This window comes from Martelella alba (assembly GCF_006516955.1).
In the GTDB taxonomy this organism is placed as follows: Bacteria; Pseudomonadota; Alphaproteobacteria; order Rhizobiales; family Rhizobiaceae; genus Martelella; species Martelella alba.
Window position 1 is genome coordinate 57307 of record NZ_VHLG01000011.1, and the last position, 20912, is coordinate 78218.

19 protein-coding genes are annotated in these 20912 nt (G+C 59.3%); 7 read left to right on the forward strand and 12 right to left on the reverse strand.

What is annotated here, in order from left to right:
• Positions 1-65: 65 nt before the first annotated feature.
• The 8 genes from paaZ to FJU08_RS15815 all read right to left on the reverse strand — a co-directional run bounded on the left by paaZ (position 66) and on the right by FJU08_RS15815 (position 8248).
• A complete protein-coding gene (paaZ, locus tag FJU08_RS15780) occupies positions 66-2132 on the reverse strand; it encodes a phenylacetic acid degradation bifunctional protein PaaZ (protein WP_141149991.1) in 2067 nt (688 codons plus the stop codon).
• A 39-nt stretch (positions 2133-2171) separates the two neighbouring features.
• Positions 2172-3248 (reverse strand): 1,2-phenylacetyl-CoA epoxidase subunit PaaE, encoded by a 1077-nt coding sequence (gene paaE, locus FJU08_RS15785; RefSeq protein ID WP_141149992.1) that lies wholly within the window; start codon positions 3246-3248, stop codon positions 2172-2174.
• A gap of 15 nt (positions 3249-3263) precedes the next feature.
• Positions 3264-3752 carry a 1,2-phenylacetyl-CoA epoxidase subunit PaaD gene (paaD, locus tag FJU08_RS15790; protein ID WP_407943719.1) on the reverse strand — a complete coding sequence of 163 codons (489 nt, stop codon included), beginning with the start codon at positions 3750-3752 and terminating at the stop codon, positions 3264-3266.
• A 38-nt stretch (positions 3753-3790) separates the two neighbouring features.
• Positions 3791-4588, reverse strand: coding sequence for a 1,2-phenylacetyl-CoA epoxidase subunit PaaC (paaC, locus tag FJU08_RS15795; protein ID WP_141150128.1), 798 nt, complete (start codon positions 4586-4588; stop codon positions 3791-3793).
• 44 nt (positions 4589-4632) lie between these two features.
• Complete coding sequence (paaB, locus tag FJU08_RS15800; RefSeq protein ID WP_141149994.1) at positions 4633-4917, reverse strand: 1,2-phenylacetyl-CoA epoxidase subunit PaaB; 285 nt, start codon at positions 4915-4917, stop codon at positions 4633-4635.
• Between the two features lie 25 nt (positions 4918-4942).
• Positions 4943-5935 carry a 1,2-phenylacetyl-CoA epoxidase subunit PaaA gene (gene paaA / locus FJU08_RS15805; protein WP_141149995.1) on the reverse strand — a complete coding sequence of 331 codons (993 nt, stop codon included), beginning with the start codon at positions 5933-5935 and terminating at the stop codon, positions 4943-4945.
• Between the two features lie 17 nt (positions 5936-5952).
• On the reverse strand, positions 5953-7158 hold the full coding sequence (gene pcaF / locus FJU08_RS15810) for a 3-oxoadipyl-CoA thiolase (RefSeq protein WP_141149996.1): 1206 nt from the start codon (positions 7156-7158) through the stop codon (positions 5953-5955).
• Between the two features lie 211 nt (positions 7159-7369).
• The gene (locus tag FJU08_RS15815) at positions 7370-8248 is read right to left on the reverse strand and encodes a PaaX family transcriptional regulator C-terminal domain-containing protein (RefSeq protein WP_210245252.1); all 879 of its coding nucleotides are present in this window, start codon (positions 8246-8248) and stop codon (positions 7370-7372) included.
• Between the two features lie 204 nt (positions 8249-8452).
• Here FJU08_RS15815 and FJU08_RS15820 point away from each other — a divergent pair, with 204 nt between their 5' ends.
• From FJU08_RS15820 to FJU08_RS15845, 6 genes are all read left to right on the forward strand, one after another.
• The gene (locus FJU08_RS15820; protein WP_141149997.1) at positions 8453-9532 is read left to right on the forward strand and encodes a LacI family DNA-binding transcriptional regulator; all 1080 of its coding nucleotides are present in this window, start codon (positions 8453-8455) and stop codon (positions 9530-9532) included.
• A 108-nt stretch (positions 9533-9640) separates the two neighbouring features.
• Entirely contained in the window at positions 9641-10912 is a 1272-nt protein-coding gene (locus FJU08_RS15825; RefSeq protein WP_141149998.1) for an ABC transporter substrate-binding protein, read from the forward strand.
• Positions 10913-11011: 99 nt separating this feature from the next.
• On the forward strand, positions 11012-11908 hold the full coding sequence (locus FJU08_RS15830) for a carbohydrate ABC transporter permease (protein ID WP_141149999.1): 897 nt from the start codon (positions 11012-11014) through the stop codon (positions 11906-11908).
• A complete protein-coding gene (locus tag FJU08_RS15835; protein ID WP_141150130.1) occupies positions 11908-12729 on the forward strand; it encodes a carbohydrate ABC transporter permease in 822 nt (273 codons plus the stop codon). Before FJU08_RS15830 ends, FJU08_RS15835 begins: the two co-directional genes overlap by 1 nt.
• Positions 12730-12738: 9 nt before the next feature.
• A complete protein-coding gene (locus FJU08_RS15840) occupies positions 12739-14982 on the forward strand; it encodes a glycoside hydrolase family 2 protein (protein ID WP_141150000.1) in 2244 nt (747 codons plus the stop codon).
• 11 nt (positions 14983-14993) lie between these two features.
• Complete coding sequence (locus FJU08_RS15845) at positions 14994-16094, forward strand: ABC transporter ATP-binding protein (protein ID WP_141150001.1); 1101 nt, start codon at positions 14994-14996, stop codon at positions 16092-16094.
• A gap of 8 nt (positions 16095-16102) precedes the next feature.
• Here FJU08_RS15845 and FJU08_RS15850 read toward each other — a convergent pair whose 3' ends face one another.
• The 4 genes from FJU08_RS15850 to FJU08_RS15860 form a co-directional block, all read right to left on the reverse strand.
• Positions 16103-16936 carry an O-fucosyltransferase family protein gene (locus FJU08_RS15850; RefSeq protein ID WP_141150002.1) on the reverse strand — a complete coding sequence of 278 codons (834 nt, stop codon included), beginning with the start codon at positions 16934-16936 and terminating at the stop codon, positions 16103-16105.
• Positions 16937-17324: 388 nt separating this feature from the next.
• Positions 17325-17954 (reverse strand): phosphoribosyltransferase family protein, encoded by a 630-nt coding sequence (locus tag FJU08_RS15855; RefSeq protein ID WP_141150003.1) that lies wholly within the window; start codon positions 17952-17954, stop codon positions 17325-17327.
• A 59-nt stretch (positions 17955-18013) separates the two neighbouring features.
• Positions 18014-18169: a hypothetical protein gene (locus tag FJU08_RS22795; RefSeq protein ID WP_181409871.1), complete on the reverse strand. Its 156-nt coding sequence runs from the start codon at positions 18167-18169 to the stop codon at positions 18014-18016.
• Positions 18170-18353: 184 nt separating this feature from the next.
• On the reverse strand, positions 18354-19028 hold the full coding sequence (locus tag FJU08_RS15860; protein WP_181409872.1) for a GntR family transcriptional regulator: 675 nt from the start codon (positions 19026-19028) through the stop codon (positions 18354-18356).
• A 737-nt stretch (positions 19029-19765) separates the two neighbouring features.
• Between FJU08_RS15860 and ampH the strand changes: the two genes are divergently transcribed.
• A complete protein-coding gene (gene ampH, locus FJU08_RS15865) occupies positions 19766-20869 on the forward strand; it encodes a D-alanyl-D-alanine-carboxypeptidase/endopeptidase AmpH (protein WP_141150005.1) in 1104 nt (367 codons plus the stop codon).
• The last annotated feature ends 43 nt before the right edge of the window (positions 20870-20912 follow it).

The window sequence follows — 20912 nt, forward strand, 5'->3', positions numbered from 1 at the left end:
GGCCGGATTGACCCGCATCGCCATCCGCAATGCGGGTCATTTCGTGGTAGCTCATTTGTCCCGGCTCACGCCGCCTCGGGCGGCCAGGTCTTGGCGACCATGGTCAGCACATCATATTGGGCCACAACCTCATCCTTCTGATTGGTGACGCGGCAATCCCAGCGCACCTCGCCGTGACCGGCATTCTCGCGCGGATTGATCGCCTTGCATGTGAGCCGGACCTTCAGTGCATCACCGAAATAGACCGGCGTCAGGAAACGCAGATTGTCGACACCGTAATTGGCCAGTACCGGGCCCGGATCGGGATCGACGAACAGACCGGCGGCAAAGGAAGCAATCAGATAGCCATGGGCAACACGGTCTTCGAAGAAGGGATTGGCCCTGGCCGCATCACTGTCCATATGGGCATAGAAGGTGTCGCCGGTAAATTCGGCAAAATGCTCGACATCCTCCCTGGTGACTTGACGCGTTTGCGTGACGATCTGATCGCCGATCTTCAGCTCTGCCAGCGACTTGCGGAAGGGATGAATATCGCTGCGGCTTGTCGCCCCTTCGACCCATTCGCCGGTAATGGCGGCAAGCATGTCCGGCGTACCCTGCACGGCGGTGCGCTGCATGAAATGCTTGACCCCGCGCATGCCCCCCATTTCCTCACCGCCGCCGGCCCGACCCGGCCCGCCATGGATCAGCGGGGCGAGCGGCGAGCCATGCCCGGTGGAGGTTTTTGCCGAGAGGCGGTTGCCAACCAGCACGCGGCCATGATGGGAGGCAAGCCCCGTGACGGCTTCAGCGGCAACCGCAGGATCATTGGTGAAGAGTGAGGAAACCAGTGATCCCTTGCCTTTCTCGGCAAGTGCTACGGCCTCGGCGAGATCGCCATAGGCCATAATCGTGGCGACCGGCCCGAAGGCCTCGATCGCATGAATGGTCTCAGCCTCTGCAGGATTTCCGGCCCGCAGCAGAACCGGCCCCATAAAGGCGCCTTTCGCCGCATCACCGGCAATCAGCTCGACATGATCAGGATCGCCAAAGACGATCTCGGCATCTTCCCGCAGCATTGTCAGCTTCTCGCGCACGCCGTTACGGTCGGAGAGCGACGCCAGCGCGCCGACGCGCACGCGCTCATCATCGGGAAGGCCGACAGGCGCTGCCTGAAGCCGCTTCGCCAGCGCTTCGATGACGGCATTTTCAAAAGCCTCGGGTACGAAGATCCGGCGGATGGCGGTACATTTCTGCCCGGCCTTGACCGTCATCTCATTGGCAGCCTCGCGGATGAAGAGATCAAATTCCGGCGTCCCCGGTCCTGCATCCGGCCCGAGGATGGCGGCGTTGAGGCTGTCGGCCTCCATGTTGAAACGCACGGCATTTTCAACGATGGCGCGGCCGGTCTTAAGCTTGCGGCCCGTCTCTGCCGAACCGGTGAAGGTCACGACATCCTGCCCGCTCACGTGATCGAGCAGATCGCCTGCGCTGCCGCAGACAAGCTGCAGCGCACCTTCCGGCAGAATGCCGGTTTCGATGATGCGGCGGGTGACAAGCTCGGTCAGATAGGCGGTCTGCGAGGCGGGCTTCACCAGACATGGCATGCCGGCAATCAGCGCAGGCGCGATCTTTTCCAGCATACCCCAGACCGGAAAGTTGAAGGCATTGATGTGAATGGCGACACCGTTGAGCGGCGTCAGGATATGGCGGGCGACAAAGCTGCCATCCTTCGACAAGGTCTCGACATCGCCCTCGGGCAGGACACGTGTATTGGGCAGTTCCCGCCGCGCCCGCGAGGCATAGGTCAAAAGCGTGCCGATACCGCCTTCAATATCGACCCAGCCGTCACGTCGCGTCGCGCCGGTGGCGAAATTCTCGGCATAGAATTCTTCCCTTTGTGCCATCAGCGCCATGCCGACGGCTTTCAGCATCAACGCCCGCTCATGGATGGTCAACGCCCGAAGTGCAGCACCGCCCTTTTGCCGGCCAAACTCCAGAGCCTCGGCAAAATCAAGCCCTTCCGCACCGATCAGCGCCACTGTCTCACCGGTTGCAGCATTGGCAAGCGGCCTGCCCTCGCCTGTTCCCGTTTGCCAGGCGCCAGCCAAAAAGCTTTGCAGACGGCGCGGCTTTAAAACCGTGTCGGTCATGAAAATTCCTTTCTGAATTCGATCAGTCGGCGCGGCGACCTATTCGTCGTAGCTCAGCACAACCCTGTCGGTGAGCGGCAGGCACTGGCAGGAGAGCACGTAACCGGCCTCCACTTCGTAATCTTCCAGCGCGTGATTGGTTTCCATCTCCACCTCACCCTCGATTACTCTCGCCCGGCAGGTGGAGCAGATCCCGCCCTTGCAGGAATAGGGCGCATCGATGTGGTTGGCGATGGCCGCATCCAGAATGGCGGTTCCATCACGATGCATCTCGAAGGAACGCGTCGCGCCATCCAGCGTGACGGAAACGGAAACCGTGCCGGTGGCCGCCGCCGCCTCGGCGGAGAGTTCCGTCTTCTTCGCCCGCCCCGGCTGCGAGGACACGAACAGCTCGAACTTGATCTGCTCATCCTTCAGCCCGTGCTTCTTCAGCGTATCGGCGATGGTCAGCATCATCGGTTCCGGCCCGCAGATGAAGGCGGTATCGACGGCATCGATATCGATCCAGAGCCGGAAGAAGGCCTCCAGCTTTTCCGCATCGATGCGACCGGTGAACAGATCGATATCCTGACTGTCGGATTCCAGCACATGAATGACCGAAAGGCGGCCGAGATAGATGTTCTTCAGATCCTCCAGCTCCTCGCGGAACATGATCGAGGAGATGTGGCGGTTGGCATAGACGAGGGTGAAACGCGATTTCGGCTCGCGGGCCAGAACCGTCTTGATGATGGACAATAGCGGCGTGATGCCGGAGCCGCCGGCAAAGCCGAGATAGTCCTTCTCCGCAGCCTGATCGATCGGTGTGAAGAAGCGCCCCATCGGCGGCATGGCTTCGATCACGTCACCGGCCTTCAGTTCCGCATTGGCAAAGGAAGAAAAGGCGCCACCAGCGACACGCTTGATGCCGACTTTCAGGCACCCCTCGTCGAGGCCGGCGCAGATGGAATAGGAGCGGCGCAGTTCCTCGCCGTCAAAATCGCGGCGGAAGGTGAGATATTGCCCCTGGGTGAAGCCGAACAATTCGGCATCCTCGGGCCTTGGCCGCAATGTGACCACGACCGCGTCGCGCGTGTCATGGCGGATATCAGTTACTTCCAGCGGGTGAAACCGTGCCATCTGATGTCTCCTCCCTCAGATACACTTGAAATAGTCGAAAGGCTCCAGACAGTCCGCACAGCGATAGGACGCCTTGCAGGGGGTCGAGCCGAATTGCGAAACTTTTTCCGTATTGCCCGAGCCGCAGCGCGGACAGGCAACACGGAAATTCGAGCCGGCAGCCAGCCGGGACGCCCGGGCGGCAAGCCGCCCATCCGCTGCCGTTCCGTCAATCGGCGGGGCGATGCCAAAGGCTTTCAGCTTCGCGCGCGCCGCCTCGGACAAGAGGTCGGTGGTCCAGGGTGGCGAGAGCTGCTGCTCGATCCTGATCTTGCCGACCCCCTTTTCGCGCAGCAGGGCCTCGATCTCAAGATTGATCAGCGACACTGCAGGACAGCCCGAATAGGTCGGCGTGACAACCACAACCAGCACCGCGCCGTCGTGGCGCACGGCCCGCACGATGCCAAGCTCGGTCACCGAGATCACCGGAATTTCGGGATCCGGCAATTCACCGAGCCAGCCCATCACCGTTTCCGGTGACGGCAGGGCAAGCGTGTCAGCGCTCACCATTCAGCTCCCGGATAGGCGCGCTGCAGGAACTGCAGCTCGGCCAGCAGAAAGCCCAGATGCTCGGTGTGCCGGCCGGTTTTGCCGCCTCTATGGGCGTAGCCGTCTTCCGGGATCGAAAGCGTCGCTTCCGCCAGAACAGCCTTCACCGTCTCCAGCCATTCATCCTTCAGGCTTTCCGGCAAGGGCGCGATCCCGGCATCCGCGATGGTCTGATCGACGGCATCGCCGATGAACATCTCACCCGTATAGGACCAGAGATCATCGAGCGCCTTTTGCATGCGGGCATGGCTTTCCGCCGTGCCATCGCCAAGGCCGATCACCAGATCAGCGGAGCGTTCCAGATGATAGGAAACCTCTTTCAGTGCCTTGACCGCAATCTCGGCCACGCGGGGACTTCTGGAGGCAACAAGCGCTGACAGCAGGCCATAATGCCAGGCATCAACCAGAAACTGACGCATCACGGTCTGGGCCATATCGCCCTTGGGCAATTCGGCAATCAGCAGATTGCGGAACTGGGCGGCATCGCGCAGATAGGCAAGATTGTCGGCTGACCGCCCCTTGCCCTCCACCTCACCGGCAAGGCCAAGCCACATCTGGGTATGGCCGATCAGATCCAGGGCGCCATTGGCGAAGGCGATATCTTCCTCCAGCACCGGCGCATGGCCGCACCATTCCGAGACGCGATGGCCAAGCACCAGCGTGGTATCGCCAAGGCGACAGAGCCACGCGAACAGGGCCGGCGCAAGCTCAGCATCGGCGACAAAGGGATCCGGCGTGGTGGAAACCGGCATGGGGCGGATGCTGCCCGTATGGAGAGATTCGCGCGCAGTACCCATCACATATGCCCCACTTCATCGGGAATATCGAAGAAGGTCGGATGGCGATAGACCTTGCTTTCCGCCGGATCGAACAGCGGCCCCTTTTCAGACGGCGCTGACGCGGTGATGTCGTTTGATTTCGCCACCCAGATCGATACGCCTTCCTTGCGGCGAGTATAGACATCACGGGCGTGGCGGATCGCCATTTCCGCATCCGGCGCGTGCAGGCTGCCGACATGACGGTGGTTCAGCCCGTGCTGCCCCCGGATGAAGACTTCATAAAGCGGCCATTCCTTGGACATGTTGAAACTCCTCCCAGTCTCGCAATTATTCGGCGGCAACAGCGCTTGCCCGCGCTGCACGTTTATCAGCATGGGCGGCAAGCCCGTCGCGGAACCACTGGCCGTCTTCCCAGGCCTTGACCCGGGCAGCGAGCCGTTCGCGGTTGCAGGGACCATTACCCTTGATCACCGCGAAGAACTCCGACCAGTCCGGCTCGGAAAAGTCGTAGCCGCCCTTCTCCTCGTTCCATTTGAGATTGTCGTCAGGCACGGTGAGGCCGAGATATTTCGCCTGCGGCACGGTCTGATCGACGAATTTCTGCCTGAGCTCATCATTGGTATTGATCTTGATCTTCCAGGCCATGGATTGGGCGGAGTGGACACTGTCCTTGTCAGACGGTCCGAACATCATCAGCGACGGATACCAGAAGCGGTTCAGCGCATCCTGTGCCATCTCCTTCTGCTCCGGCGTGCCAAAGGCCATTTTCATCATGATCGAATAGCCCTGGCGCTGATGGAAGCTCTCTTCCTTGCAGATCCGGATCATCGCCCGCGAATAGGGGCCGTAGCTGGTGCGCTGCAGCGGCACCTGATTCATGATCGCCGCCCCGTCGACCAGCCAGCCGACCGCCCCCATATCCGCCCAGTTCAGCGTCGGGTAATTGAAGATCGAGGAATATTTCATCCGCCCGTCATGGAGCTTCTCGATCAGCGCGTCGCGCGAAACGCCAAGCGTCTCGGCGGCTGAATAAAGGTAGAGCCCGTGACCGGCCTCATCCTGAACCTTGGCCAGCAGGATGGCCTTGCGCTCCAGCGACGGGGCGCGGGTGATCCAGTTGCCCTCCGGCAATTGCCCGACAACCTCGGAATGGGCATGCTGGCCGATCTGACGGATCAGCGTCTTGCGATAGCCCTCCGGCATCCATTCCTTCGGCTCGATCTTCTCGCCATTGTCGATCCGCGCCTGAAAGGCCATCTCCTCCAGCGACATGTCTTCGCGGGCTTTCATGCCTTCCGATTTCACCATCTGTGCATACATGGTTGAGGCCCTTTCCTTCAGATCCGTTCCAAAATCATGGCGATGCCCTGCCCGACGCCAATGCACATGGTGCAAAGCGCATAGCGGCCACCGCTGCGGTGCAGTTGATTGACGGCGGTGAGCACCAGCCGCGCGCCCGACATGCCAAGCGGATGGCCGATGGCGATCGCCCCGCCATTGGCGTTGACATGTGGTGCATCATCTTCAAGACCCAGTTCGCGCAGCACGGCCAGCGACTGGGCGGCAAAGGCCTCGTTCAGCTCGATCACATCCATATCGGCCAGACGCAGTCCCGCAAGCGACAGGACCTTGCGCGTCGCCGGTACCGGCCCAACGCCCATGATACGCGGCGGCACACCGGCAGCCGCCATGGCGACAATGCGGGCGCGCGGTGACAGATCATTGGCGCCTGCCGCCTCTTCCGAGGCGATCAGCAGACCGGCCGCACCGTCATTGACACCGGAGGCATTGCCCGCGGTCACCGTCAGCTCCGGCCCGTTGACGCCCTTCAGCCGGGCGAGCGCGGCCATATCCGTTCCCGGGCGCGGATGCTCGTCCGTGTCAACGACAACCGGCGCCCCCTTCTTCTGCGGAATGGAGACCGGCACGATTTCTTCGGCAAAGACGCCAGCCGCATGGGCGGCCTGCCAGCGGGCCTGGCTCATCGCGGCGAAGCGATCCTGGTCCTCACGCGAAATACCGTAATCGGCAGCGACGTTATCGGCTGTCTCCGGCATGGAATGGGTTCCGAAGGCTTCATGAAGCTTGCGGTTCTTGAAGCGCCAGCCGATCGTTGTGTCGTAAATCTCAGCCTTGCGGGAAAAGGCGGTCTCCGCCTTGCCCATCACGAAGGGTGCGCGGCTCATGCTTTCCACGCCGCCGGCGATCATCAATGCCGCATCACCGGCGCGGATCGAGCGGGCGGCAAGGCCGATCGCATCCATACCCGAACCACACAGCCGATTGACCGTTGTGCCCGGCACATTGACCGGCAGACCGGAAAGAAGCACCGCCATGCGCGCCACATTGCGGTTGTCCTCGCCAGCCTGATTGGCACAGCCAAGGATCACATCGTCGACACTTTCCCAGTCGACCGACGCATTGCGAGCCTGAAGCGCTGCCAGCGGAAGAGCAGCAAGGTCGTCCGCGCGCACGCCCGAAAGCGCGCCGCCATAGCGGCCGACAGGTGTGCGAACAGCATCGCAGACGAATGCGTGCGTCATGACTTTCTCCTCCGCTGCAGCCGGTTTCTCGCGTCCAGCCGCCTTCAACCTCTGAATTCCGGCCCGCAATCGTCAGATTGACCGGGCAGTACCGGTCGGGAATCTCCACATTCACCGACCGGTCGGTCACTTATATAAAACAAAAAGCATCACGCTGAAAGAGATAAAATTGATTTTTGTGTGATATTTAATTGAAGCGCAGTTTCCGCGTTCAGCGCAGGCTTTCGCGTTTCAGCAGTGAAAGCCGCCTCAGTGTGGCTGCGGTTTCAGCCGGCACGGCACCGGCATCATCCATGAAATGCGCGCCGACATGGCCATCAGCGGCTGGCGACAATGCGAGATAGAGCCGGACAAACAGCCGGCGCGCCGCGCCGCCGCAAAAATCGGGTGGTAGTGCATTGGCCGGAAGGCGCGGGTCGAGCAGCGCGGCAAAACGATAGAGATGAACAAGCCGCAGCCTGAGCGCCAGCGCCACCGGCCCTGCCGGACGAAAGCCATCCGCCAGCGCTGCGGCAACAGGCGCAAAGCGATCAACGAAGTTCGTGTAACGCTCGCTCACCTCGTCCAGCGGCCAGTATCGTCGGGCGGCGGCAACCAGCGCCTCCCCCCCGGCAAGCGCTTCCGCCGCCAGAATTGCCCCCTGCGGGCGCTCAATATCCGACCGGTTCGGTGCCAGCGCCACATCAGCGCCAATCCCCACCCAGTCATCCGAAAGGGGGGCGTCGCCAAAGCCGAGCGCCACCAGAAAACCATCCGGCGCAGGTGCCGGATCGTAAAGAATGGCAGCAGCATGCAAGAATTCCTGCCGCGCCGCAGCCGCAAGCCGGTAATAGCTTTTACGCCCCTGGCGCTCCCCTTCCAGCCGGCCGCTTTCAACAAGCCGCGATACGGCGGTGCGCACCAGGCTTTCGGAAATGCCATGATCGGCGCAGGTCTCGATCAATGTGCCCATCCACAGACGCCCGCCGCGCGGAACCGCAACATCGCCGTAAAGCGTGACGATAAAGGCCGTCGCGCGCGGAATTGCCATATCAAGGCAGGCCGTGACCGCATCCGGCAGATCAGATTGACGCTCGAAAGCAAAAGGCATGAACCATCCTTGATAGCATCACAGATATTCGCGACATTATTTCCAAATGTGACATTTCAGACAAGCCGGAAATGCGGTGGCACCGCAATGCCAGCGCAGGACACCGGATAGAGATAGGCCTTTAGACTAGTAAACATAGAAAAATTTTACTTAACGTTTCCGATCTTCTATAGAGAGAGAAAACAGTCGTCGGGGGACGCAGGGATGGTCACAATCAGGGAAATCGCCAAGGCGGTCGGCGTTTCAGCCGGAACCGTTTCGCGGGTTCTGAACTATGATGCCACGCTTTCGATCTCCGAGCCGAAGCGCAAGGCGATTATCGAGACGGCCGAGGCGTTGAACTACGCCACGCCGCGCAATCGCAACCGGCCGAAATCTGGCCCGCTGCAGCTGCGTGATCGCCAGCAGCCGGTTGCCCGGCTGGCGACCGTGCATTTTCTTGAAGCCGATGAAGAACTGATTGACCCCTATTATATCGGCGTGCGGCTGGGTATCGAGCGCCGCTGCCGGGCCTATGCCACCGACATCGTCAAAATCTTTCATTCCGAACTTCGCAGCGAAGCCGCACAATTGCAAAATGCTTCCGGCGTCATCGCGATCGGCAAGCACAGGCCGGAGGAGATTGCCTTTCTCGCCGCACATAGCGACCATCTTGTCTTTGCCGACTTCGCCCCCAAGTCGGATGATTTTGACTGTGTTTACAGCGACCTGGCGATCGCGACGCGGACAATGCTTGATGGCCTTCGTGATGCTGGATACCGCCGCATCGCCTTTATCGGCGCCCATGACCGCATCAACGGCCCGACCGACCCCTATAGCGAGGTCCGCTGTCGCGCCTATGTCGACTGGCAGCGCGAAAACGGCACATTCGATCCGTCCCTCATCGCCCTCAACGATGATTGCAATAACGGCCAGAATCTACGGCTCGAGGTCGGCTACGAACAGGCGCGCGCGCTCCTGAGTGCTGCAGCCCGGCCGGACGTCATCGTCACGGCCAACGACAATATCGCCATCGGTACCTGCCGGGCGATCATGGAAGCAGGCCTTTCCATTCCCCGCGATATCGCTGTCGCGTCCTTCAACGACATTCCCGTGGCGCAATTCATCAATCCATCCCTGACAACGATGAAGATTTTCGGCGAGGCCATCGGCGAAACGGCCGTCGACCTCCTGGCCGAACGTATCAATGGCCGCCACTATGTGAAGCGGGTGACGATCCCGACCGAAATGATCTGGCGGCAGAGCAGCCTTCATCCACAGCAGACACGTAAAAACGCTGTTTAAAAAAATTTTACTAAAGTTTTCCTTGCGAAGAACAAGAAACTATATTTAGTTTGAGCTGCGGCAGGGAGAGAGCCGCGTTTGAACGACTGTTCTATTGGGAGGAATTCAATGGACACGCATTCCGTGCTGAAGCATGTCTCGGCCGTCGCCCTTGCCGGTGCCTGCACACTTGGTGCAACCGCAGCCTTTGCCGGCGAAATCACCGTCTGGTGCTGGGACCCAAATTTCAATGTCGCGATCATGAAGGAAGCTGGCGCGCTTTATACCGCCAAGCACCCTGATACGACGTTCAACGTTGTCGACTTCGCCAAGTCTGATGTCGAGCAGAAGCTGCAGACCGCCCTCGCTTCCGGCACCACCCAGGCGCTTCCTGATATCGTGCTGATCGAGGATTATGGCGCCCAGAAATATCTCCAGTCCTTCCCCGGCGCCTTCGCACCGATGAGCGACGTTGTCGATTACAGCGGCTTCGCCCCCTACAAGGTTGAGCTGATGACGCTGGACGACAAGGTCTACGGCATGCCGTTCGATTCGGGTGTGACGGGCATGTATTATCGCAGCGACTATCTGGCTGAAGCCGGTTTCAAGCCGGAAGACATGCAGAACATCACCTGGGACCGCTTCATCGAAATTGGCAAGGAAGTCGAGGCCAAGACAGGTCACAAGATGACCTCGATCGACCTCAATGATGGCGGCATGACCCGCATCATGATGCAGTCGGCCGGCCAGTGGTATTTCGACGGCAATGGCGACCTGAACATCAAGGACAATGCCGCGCTGAAGGCAGCCCTTAAGACCCAGGCCAAGATGGCCAATGCCGGGATCCTCTATCCGGCCACAGGCTGGTCCAATTATGTGAACGCCTTCACCTCCGGCAATACCGCATCGGTGATCACCGGCGTGTGGATCACCGGAACGATCAAGGCGCAGACGGATCAGGCCGACAAATGGCGCGTCGCACCGATCCCCTCGCTTGACGGTGTCGATGGCGCGACCCATGCCTCCAATCTTGGCGGCTCCAGCTGGTACGTCCTGTCCTCCTCCAAGGAAAAGGACGAAGCGATCGATTTCCTCAACGAGATCTACGGCAAGGATGTCGATTTTTACCAGAAGATCCTGACCGAGCGCGGCGCTGTCGGATCACTGCTCGCCGCCCGTGACGGTGAGGCTTACCAGGCGTCCGATCCCTTCTTCGGCGGTGAGCCCGTCTGGCAGATGTTCTCGCAGTGGCTGAACGACATCCCGCCGGTCAATTACGGCATCTTCACCAACGAACTCGATACAGCTGTGACCGCCAACCTGCAGTCGCTGGTGGACGGCAAGCCGATTGATGACGTGCTGGGCGCCATCCAGCAGCAGGCTCAGTACCAGATCCAGTAAGATTTCCCGACAGGGGGGCGGGCCCGACCGCCCGCTCCCGATCTGCACTTTAATGACCGCATGCGGCGCTGAAGCGCCCCGTGGCGGCGGGATTCGACCATGGCTAATGCAAGACCCGGCAATCTGAAACGGTTTTACAACGTCAACGGCTGGCTGTTTGTCGCGCCGTCGCTGCTGCTCATCGGCACCTTCATGATCTACCCGATCTTGAGGTCGCTTGTGCTGTCGTTCTACTCGGGACGCGGCATGATGATGAAATTCGTTGGCATCGGCAATATCCAGCGCCTCGTCAACGATCCGGTCTTTCTTCAGGCGCTGACCAATACGCTGACATTCCTGATCATTCAGGTGCCGATCATGATCATGCTGGCGCTGATCCTTGCGAATGCGCTGAACAGCCCCAATCTGAAATTTCGCGGCCTGTTCCGCACGGCGATCTTCCTGCCCTGCGTTTCCTCGCTGGTGGCCTATTCGATCCTGTTCAAGAGCATGTTTGCCACTGACGGCATCATCAATTCGACGCTTGCCGCAATCGGGCTGATCGACACACCGATCCCCTGGTTTACCGATCCCTTCTGGGCCAAGACGCTTGTGATCCTCGCCATCACCTGGCGCTGGACCGGCTATAACATGATCTTCTATCTCGCAGCGCTGCAGAATATCGACAAGTCGATCTATGAGGCCGCGCGGATTGATGGCGTGCCGGCCTGGCGGCGCTTCCTGCATCTGACGATTCCGATGCTGAAACCGGTGATTCTGTTTACCACGATCACATCAACCATCGGCACGCTGCAACTGTTCGACGAAGTTTATAACCTGACGGAAGGCACCGGCGGGCCGGCCAATGCGACGCTGACGCTCTCGCTATACATCTACAACCTGACCTTCCGTTTCATGCCGAATTTCGGCTATGCGGCAACCGTCTCCTACGTCATCGTGGTGATTGTCGCCCTCCTCTCCTTCCTGCAATTCTATGCCGCGAGGGAACGCAAATGATGCCGCGACACGCTTCCCGTTCGGCCGCCAGTTTTCTCAAATATGCCCTTCTGGCGCTGGCCGCCTTCATTTCCGTCTTTCCCTTCCTCTGGATGGTGATCTCGGCGACCAACACGACCGCCGACATCGTCACCGGCAAGGCAACATTGGGAACCGCGCTTTTCACCAATATCGCCACATTCTTCACCCAGGTCGATGTGCCGCTGGTGATGTGGAACTCGGTCAAGATCGCCGTCGCCGGCACCTTTCTGACCCTGCTGATTTCGTCACTGGCCGGCTATGGCTTCGAAATCTTCAAGTCAAAGCTCCGCGACCGGATCTACACGATCGTGCTTTTGACATTGATGGTGCCCTTTGCAGCGATCATGATCCCGCTTTTCATGCTGATGGCCAAGGTTCATCTGATCGACACCCATATCGCCATCATCCTGCCGACAATCGCCTGGGCCTTCGTCATCTTCTATTTCCGGCAGGCGACCAAGGCCTTTCCGAGCGAGTTACGCGATGCCGCCAAGGTCGACGGACTGAAGGAATGGCAGATCTTCCTCTACATCTATTTCCCGGTGATGCGCTCCACCTATGCGGCGGCCTTCGTCATCGTCTTCATGCTCAACTGGAACAATTATCTCTGGCCGCTGATCATTCTGCAGTCGAACGAGACCAAGACGATCACGCTTGTCGTCTCCTCGCTCGCCTCCGCCTACTATCCGGATTTCGGCACGGTAATGATCGGAACGATCCTGGCAACCCTGCCCACCCTCATCATTTTCTTCGTCATGCAGCGGCAGTTCGTCCAGGGCATGCTCGGCTCGGTGAAATAGGAGCACACCATGCGTCACATCACCAAATTCAATGACGGCTGGTTTTTTACCGAAGGCTTCGACAGCGCATGGCCCGGCAGCCTTCAGCCCGGCGCACCGGTCCGGCTGCCGCATACGGCCGTAGAACTGCCATTCAACTATTTCGACGAGACCTGCTATCAGCGCGCCTTCACCTATCAGAAGGTTATTGCGTGGGATTCAGCCTTTGAAGGCCGGATCGTCTCGCTTGTCTTCGATGCGGCCATGGCCGACAGCGTGGTCTATCTCAACGGTGTGCAGATCGCCGCCCACCGCGATGGCTACACGCCTTTCGAGGTGGATCTGACCCCGCATCTCAACACCGGCGACAACCTGCTGACGGTGAAAATCGATGGTTCGGAAAATCCGGAAATCCCGCCCTTTGGCGATATGATCGACTATCTGACCTATGCCGGCATCTATCGTGATGTCTGGCTGAAGGTGACGGGCAAAGCCGTCATCCGCAACATCAAGATCGAGACGCCCGATGTGCTCGCCGCGCACAAGAGCCTCTCCGCCTTGGTCTTCCTGAACGGCATTGCCAATATTGCCAAAGCCAGACTGCGCGCGCAGCTTTGCGACACCGACGGCACACTGCACGCGGTCGCCGACGTTACGGTGACGGGCGACCATGCGCTGATCGAGATGAAGGATCTAGACGATATCCGCCTCTGGGATATTGATGATCCGGCCCTTTACAACCTCACGGTCACGCTTGACGCCGATGGCGAGACGGACGAGATCAGCCAGCGCTTCGGTTTCCGCAGCGTGGCTCTGACGACAGATGGCTTCAGCCTCAATGGCCGCACCATCAAGCTGCGCGGTCTCAACCGGCATCAGTGCTGGCCGCATCTTGGCTATGCCATGGGCCGGCGCGGGCAGGAAAAGGATGCCGAGATCCTGAAATATGAGCTTGCCTGCAATGTGGTGCGCACTTCGCATTATCCGCAGTCGCGCTATTTTCTCGATCGCTGCGACGAAATCGGCCTGCTGGTGTTTGAGGAAATCCCCGGCTGGCAGCATATCGGCGGCGAAGGTTGGAAACAGGAATCGATCGCCAATGTCCGCCGGATGATCGAGCGCGACTGGAACCATCCGGCAATTTTCATCTGGGGGGTAAGAATCAATGAATCCGGCGATGATCACGGCTTCTACACGGAAACGAACCGGCTGGCGCATGAACTGGACAGTACCCGGCCGACCGGCGGCGTGCGCTGCATCGAAAACAGCGAGATGCTCGAAGACGTCTATACGATGAATGACTTCATCCTCGGAGACGAGGAAATGCCGGGGCGCAATCAGGGTCGCGTCTTCACCCGCGATCAAAGGCAGGTGACGGGGCTGCGCCAGCCTGTGCCCTACATGATCACAGAATATTGCGGCCATATGTATCCGACCAAGCGTTTCGATCAGGAGCAGCGCCAGGCCGAGCATGTGACACGGCACCTGCAAATGCTCAATGCGGTTGCCGGCGATCCGGCCATCGCCGGTTCGACCGGCTGGTGCATGTTCGACTACAACACCCATATGGATTTCGGCTCCGGCGACCGGATCTGCTATCACGGTGTTCTGGACATGTATCGCGAGCCGAAATTTGCCGCCTTCGCCTATGCCTCACAAGGACGGCCTGAGGACGCGGTGGTGCTGAAGCCGGTGACCTTCTGGGCGCGCGGCGAGCGCAATATTGGCGGCATCCTGCCGCTGATCATCCTCACCAATTGCGATTATGTCGAACTGACATTCGGCGATGGCGCGCCGAAGCGGATTGAACCCGACCGAACCACCTATCCGCATCTGCCGCATCCGCCCGTCGTCGTTGACCTTCGCTCGGTCACACCGGCAGAATTCGGTGAATGGGGCCGGGTCTGGCGGGACGGCACGATCACCGGCTTTCTCAATGGCAAGCCAGCCAAAACTGTCAAAATGGCCGCCGATCCAGTTCCAGCGCGGCTGGAAATTGCCCCCGATGCTACAGAGATGAAGGCCGGAGAGAAAGATTGCGTCCGCGTGATCCTGCGCGCGCTTGATCAGTGCGGCAATATCCTCCCCTTCTTCGATGACCCTGTAGCGGTGTCGCTTGAGGGGCCCGGGCGTATCATCGGACCGGATCTCATCGCCTTCAAGGGTGGTACGGCCGGGCTCTATATCGAAGCCGGCGACAGCCCTGGCACGCTTACGCTGACAACCCGCTGCCGTCCCTTCGGCGACCAGACCATCACTTTCACTTTGAACTGAGGCAGATTTTCATGGCTGATGTTTCACTGAACGCAATCTACAAGAAATTCGGAAATCTCGAAGTGATCAAGGGCGTCGATCTCGATGTCCGCTCCGGCGAGTTTGTCGTCTTCGTCGGGCCGTCCGGCTGCGGAAAATCGACACTGTTGCGGATGATCGCGGGCCTTGAGGACATTACCGCTGGCAAACTTGCCATTGGCGGCAAGGACATGACCGATGAAGACCCGGCCAAGCGCGGGATCGCCATGGTGTTCCAGACCTATGCGCTTTACCCGCATATGACAGTGCGGGAAAATATGGGCTTTGCGCTCCGCTTTGCCGGCATGGGTAAGCAGGAAATCGCGACTCGTGTTGCCGAGGCCGCGCGCATGCTGGAGCTCGACGCCCTGCTGGAACGCAAGCCGAAAGCGCTTTCCGGTGGCCAGCGACAGCGCGTCGCCATCGGCCGCGCCATTGTGCGCCACCCGGATGTTTTCCTGTTCGATGAACCGCTTTCCAACCTCGATGCGGAACTGCGTGTCCATATGCGCGCCGAACTTTCCGCACTCCATGACCGGTTGAAGACCACAATGATCTATGTGACCCATGATCAGGTTGAAGCCATGACACTTGCCGACAGGATCGTCGTCCTGCGTCAGGGCAAGGTCGAGCAGATCGGCACGCCGTTGGAGCTTTACAACAGTCCGGCCAATCTTTTCGTCGCTGGTTTCATCGGTTCGCCAGCGATGAATTTCCTGCCTGCAACACTTAGCTCCTTGCGGGACGGCCATGCAGTCCTCAATCTTCTGGGTGAGGAAGAACGCGAGATCAGCACCGATGGTCTTGCCGTCAGCGCTGGCACCCCGCTGACCGTTGGCGTCCGTCCGCAGCAGATCCGGATTGCAGCCGACGACGAAGCCGGAATTGACGTCTCCATCACCCTGGTCGAAGCGCTGGGTGCCGAAACAGTCGTCTATGCCGCAACGAAAAGCGGAGAACAGTTGCTGGCCGTTCTTTCCGGCCAGCATGCGCTGAAATCCGGCAAGACCATCCGTCTGACCTTCGACACGGCCGATATTCACCTCTTCAACGAAAAGGGACTGAGATTGGCAGTCGGGGAGCAAGTTGCCTGAACGGAGGATCAGCAGGCGATATTCAGGACGACAGCGCCAAGAAGCGCTGCCTCCTGTGAAAAGGAACTGCCAGCGCTGCCAAGGATTTCATCCGTTCGCGACAGACAGATGAAATCGACCAGCGCATCCTCGATCGCCACTGGTTGGTTCCGATCGCGCGATCTTTTGCGATAGATCAGCGTGTCAGGATATTGCGCACAGATCGCCTGTTCGGCGTCGTCATCATCAGTGGCGAGGAACAGACCGGTAAATCCTTCCGTCGCCATTTTCCGGTCGACTTCACTGAGGAACGTCTCCATCGGACTGTGCCGGATGGCATGAACATGGTCAGTGCGGCGCACGTGAACACCCAGCATCTTTGACGAATATCCAGCCGTTACGGCCTGCGTCAGACCGTCAATCATTGCCGACGGCCTCAGCCATGCATAGGGCACCTCTGGCAGATAGGAGCGCTGCCCGCTGCGAAAGATAATCAGATCCGACGCCGGCATGCGCTCTGCCATGATCGCATGATCCAGGCCCATGGCCCTTTTTTCCTGCGTCAGTTCACCGAAATGCTCCGATGTCAGATAGTGACGACCGGGGAAGCTGATCTTGCGCAAGATCTTGTCATGCAATGGATAGTTGCCATGCGATTGTTCGATAATCCGCACCACGGCATCAGGGACATCGAATAATCGCTCGAAGGGACAGTGAAGGTCGCGATCCATCGGCCAGATCAGTTCAACCGGGCGCTCAAGTCTTGCCGCCAGATCAAGGGCGCAATCGAGGTGACGGAGACGATTGGCGAGCCCGGCCAGCGTGATGGCTTTCACGGGGCGGGCGGATCGGGCAGCGCTCAACAATCGTTCTCCAATCAAATCAGACAGGTCGCTCTAACAAATCCAGCTGGCGATCACCAGAAAATATCCACCTGCCCCTTTATGCTGTCGTCCCTGCCTTGCTTGTCTTGCCTGAACCCGACAGAGCCCCCATGCGCCGGACAGGATCGCACAGACCAGAACAATTTAAAAACCCGACAGGCTCAGCTCGTAAAAACATCCCTGAGCCAGCTGAGTGCCCAGGCGACCATCGCTCTCATCTCGAAAAGGGCAGCGTAAACAGGGTGCCAGGCCCGCCGCCATGAGCGCGCGGCGCGCACACGATGCCGCAGCTGCGTCATCCATCTGGCGCACCCATCTGTTCCATACCGGTCAGTCGGCTTCCACCATGCCGGTACCAAACTGAGCCTCAGAGATAGGTGTCGCCGATCGGTTCGAAAGGCCCGCCATTGCTGCTAAACTGTGGAATATGGGCAAGACCTGCGACAAGCTTTGCATCCTCGCCAAGCGTTTCGAGCCAGTCCCGGGCCTCTGTCAGGATCACGCCGATGCCGACAACCTCGCCACCGGCCTTGCGCACCAGATCAACAGAGCCCTTGATGGACGAGCCGGAGGCAACCACGTCATCGACCACAACGACGCGCCTGCCCTTGAGAAGCGGCAGCGAGCGCCGATCAAGCATCAGGCGCTGTTCACCCTTGGAGGTGATGGATGAGATTGACTGCACCAGAGCGTCACCAAGATGGATTTTCGGCGACTTCTGCAAAATGACATAGTCGTCAAGGCCGAGTGCGCGTGTGACTTCTATTGCCACGGGAATGCCGAGCGTCGCCGCGCCGACAACGATATCCGGCTTCATCGGTGCCAGCTTTTCAGCCAGCTTGCGGCCGGCATGTTCACCGAATTTCACCCCAAGATCGATCACCATCATCAGCGAAATGGCAAAATCCGGCTTGATCGCAACGATCGGCAGTTCCACCTCCATTCCCGCGACATCCACCGTGAAGCGCTGATCGGTAACGTAGGGCATCTCGGTCATGATCTGTTTCCTTTTCAGATTTGAGCGGTTCTCGACATAGAAGCCAAGCTGGCGCAAGGTCATGCGCTTGTCCCGGTCGAGAAGCCGTACATGATAAACGGCAGCGCTGTTGAATGAGCCATGTGCACCGCCTGTACCAGAAGCGGAGCGCGTCGCGCCAGCGCAAATCTGAGCCGTGACATAAAGCCAACATCATCGATTTCCATGCTGTTCATGCAATGTCTTACCTGCCCGCCTTGATCAGCACTAGCCGAATGCGGATGGCCGGATGAGTGTTGACGGGTATCGCAACGACGATGCCCCCGAAACTGGCCGGCAGGCAGGACCACCCTCGGCGAAAGGCGAGTATCCTCCAGTAATCGCAAATCAACAGCAGGAGGCGACGAAAGCGCCGATACTTTATGCTCGGTGCAGATGCGCAAATGCTGCTGCCAGCGACTGCGTCTTTCGCCTGTCATCGCCGAGATCAAGACTGTCCATCACTGCCTGCAGGTGATGACGCATGGCCCGTGCAGCAGCGTCCTCATCGCCTGCGGCAATTCTGTCGATCAGCACGCCATGCCCATCCAGCGAGCAGCCCGCATAGGCGGGCCGCTGATAGAGCGAGACAACCAGGCTGTCGCGGGTCACCAGCTCGCTGACAAGATCGACCATCACTTCATTGCCGGTGAGCCGGGCCAACTCACGATGAAATTCCCCGGTCAACCGATGCGCCCTGCCATTGTCGCCGTGCCCTCTTGCCCGTTTTTCCTCGGCGACAATCTCACGCAGTATCTTCAACTGCCGAGGCTGAACCTTGCGGGTAACAGCACGGATAACGCCTTCCTCAACGATCTGGCGGGCAGCGTTGACCGCGCGCGCTTCTTCAATCGACGGACGTGCGACAAAGGCGCCCCGCATCGGCTCGATGACCACGATTTTCTGATCGGTCAGGCGATAGAGAATCGGCCTGATCCGGGTTTTGCTGACACCAAAGACCCGGCCCAGGTCATCCTGCCCGAGCTTTGCACCGGGCGCCAGACGCCCCTCAACGATGGCGTCGAATATCTCACGATAGATCTCGTCATCAGTCATCGGTCTGCTCTCTGACGCCATCCTCATCTTCAAACTCGCACGCCACCACGATCGGGCCTCATGCATTCATCCTTGCAACACATCAAGTCAGGTTGACAAGATCACAATTACAACCCGTCTTTCTCCGGCCACCGCATCAGGGTTGCCACCGGCAGCCTTCAGATCTCGGCCATTATCGTATACGATGTTTTCGCTATCATAGCCAATTCAATTAAGAATACAGTGCAGTGCGGTCCAGCGATCACCGCCTGCCCCGACGGCGAACCGCGCAAAACTGCATTGTATTCCGAGTTTTAGCAGCACTCCCGATGATGAGGCTTCTTCGGCGGATGCGGTCGCTTGCAGGTTCTCGCATGTGCAAAAGCTCGTCTTGGGATTCGACAGGATACGACCGTGGCAAAAATCGTTGACATTGCTGTAGTCGCATCCCCGCGCATCGCGGAAATTTGCTCAGCAAATCAAAAACGGCATTTGTATAATGCGTTAGCCCTCCCTATGGCCGCAGACTTCTCAAATTGAAAACCTGCAACAGCCGGCGTGCCGCCAACAGAAAAGCCCAAGTCAGCAATTCATTAGACAATAATCGTATACGATTTTAGTTGTGATATGGCAATTTTCATGCAGTATAGCTGCATGTAGAGAGCCTGCCTGCCCCTGAAGGGAGCGACCGGTGCGATCGACCGGACAATCCGTGGTGGCGCGAGGGCCGAACGCCAGGACAGAGGATTGGAACTCTTATGAAACATGCCCTTGCAGCCATCGCCCTTCTCGCGGCATCACCTGCCGCCGCCAGTGACCCCTTGCTCAATGACACTGTCGAATTCACAGGGCAGATCTTTCAACTCGACACGGCAGTGCCAGGCCTCGTGATCGCCGCCGTTCGCGGTGATGAAAGTGTCGTTTACGGCTTTGGCGAAGTGACAAAGGGCAGCGGTATCGAACCGGACGGCGATACGATCATAGGCGTCGGATCGGTGACGAAAACCTTTACCGGACTGACACTTTCCTCGCTCGCTGCCGATGGCACGGTTGCATTGACGGACCCTGTCGGTCCGCATGCCGGCGTGGTCGACGCCCTGCCGCAGAAGGACGGACACGAAATCCGCCTGGTCGATCTTGCCACCCATTCGAGCGGCCTGCCCCGTGAACTCGCCCCCGTTGACGGCGCCGAGAAATACAGCGACGCCTCCTTCAGGGCCAACCTCACCGACCATCCGCTGCTTTTTACGCCGGGCACCGGCGTCCTCTACTCAAATGTGGGGTTTGACGTGCTTGCCATGGCACTCTCCGACATCACCGCAGAGCCCTATCCGCAGCTGCTCAAATCCCGGGTCACCGATCCGATCGGCCTGACAGCCACCAGCTATATCAGACCGGCGGGCGAAAACGCCATGACTGGCTATGACTGGAATGGCAATGAAATGGATCCCGGCGACCCCATCGCCAATCGCGGCGGTGCCTCAGGCCTCTACACCACAGCCAATGACATGGTTGAATATCTGAAATGGAACCTGGACCGCCTTGGCACAAAGGATGCAAACATGCGCGCAATCAGCCATGCCGCCTGGCTGATGCGTGACGGGCTTTCGCCGGTCTATGGCCTTGATGAATCCGGTCACATGGACGCCATGGGGCTTGGATGGGTGATCATGATGCCTGAGGGAGATCACCCGCTGATCATTCAAAAGGCGGGCGGCACGAACGGCGTGTTCAGCTATCTTGCTTTCGCCCCCTCGCGCGGCGTCGGCGTTTTCATTGCCATCAACCAGTTCAACTTTTCCGCCGGCATGGAGATGGCCCATGTTGTCAATGATCTGATCGCGACGCTTGCGCCGCGCTGAGGCAAGCCCGACAATTCAACCCGCGCGCGCCGCAAAGCGCTGT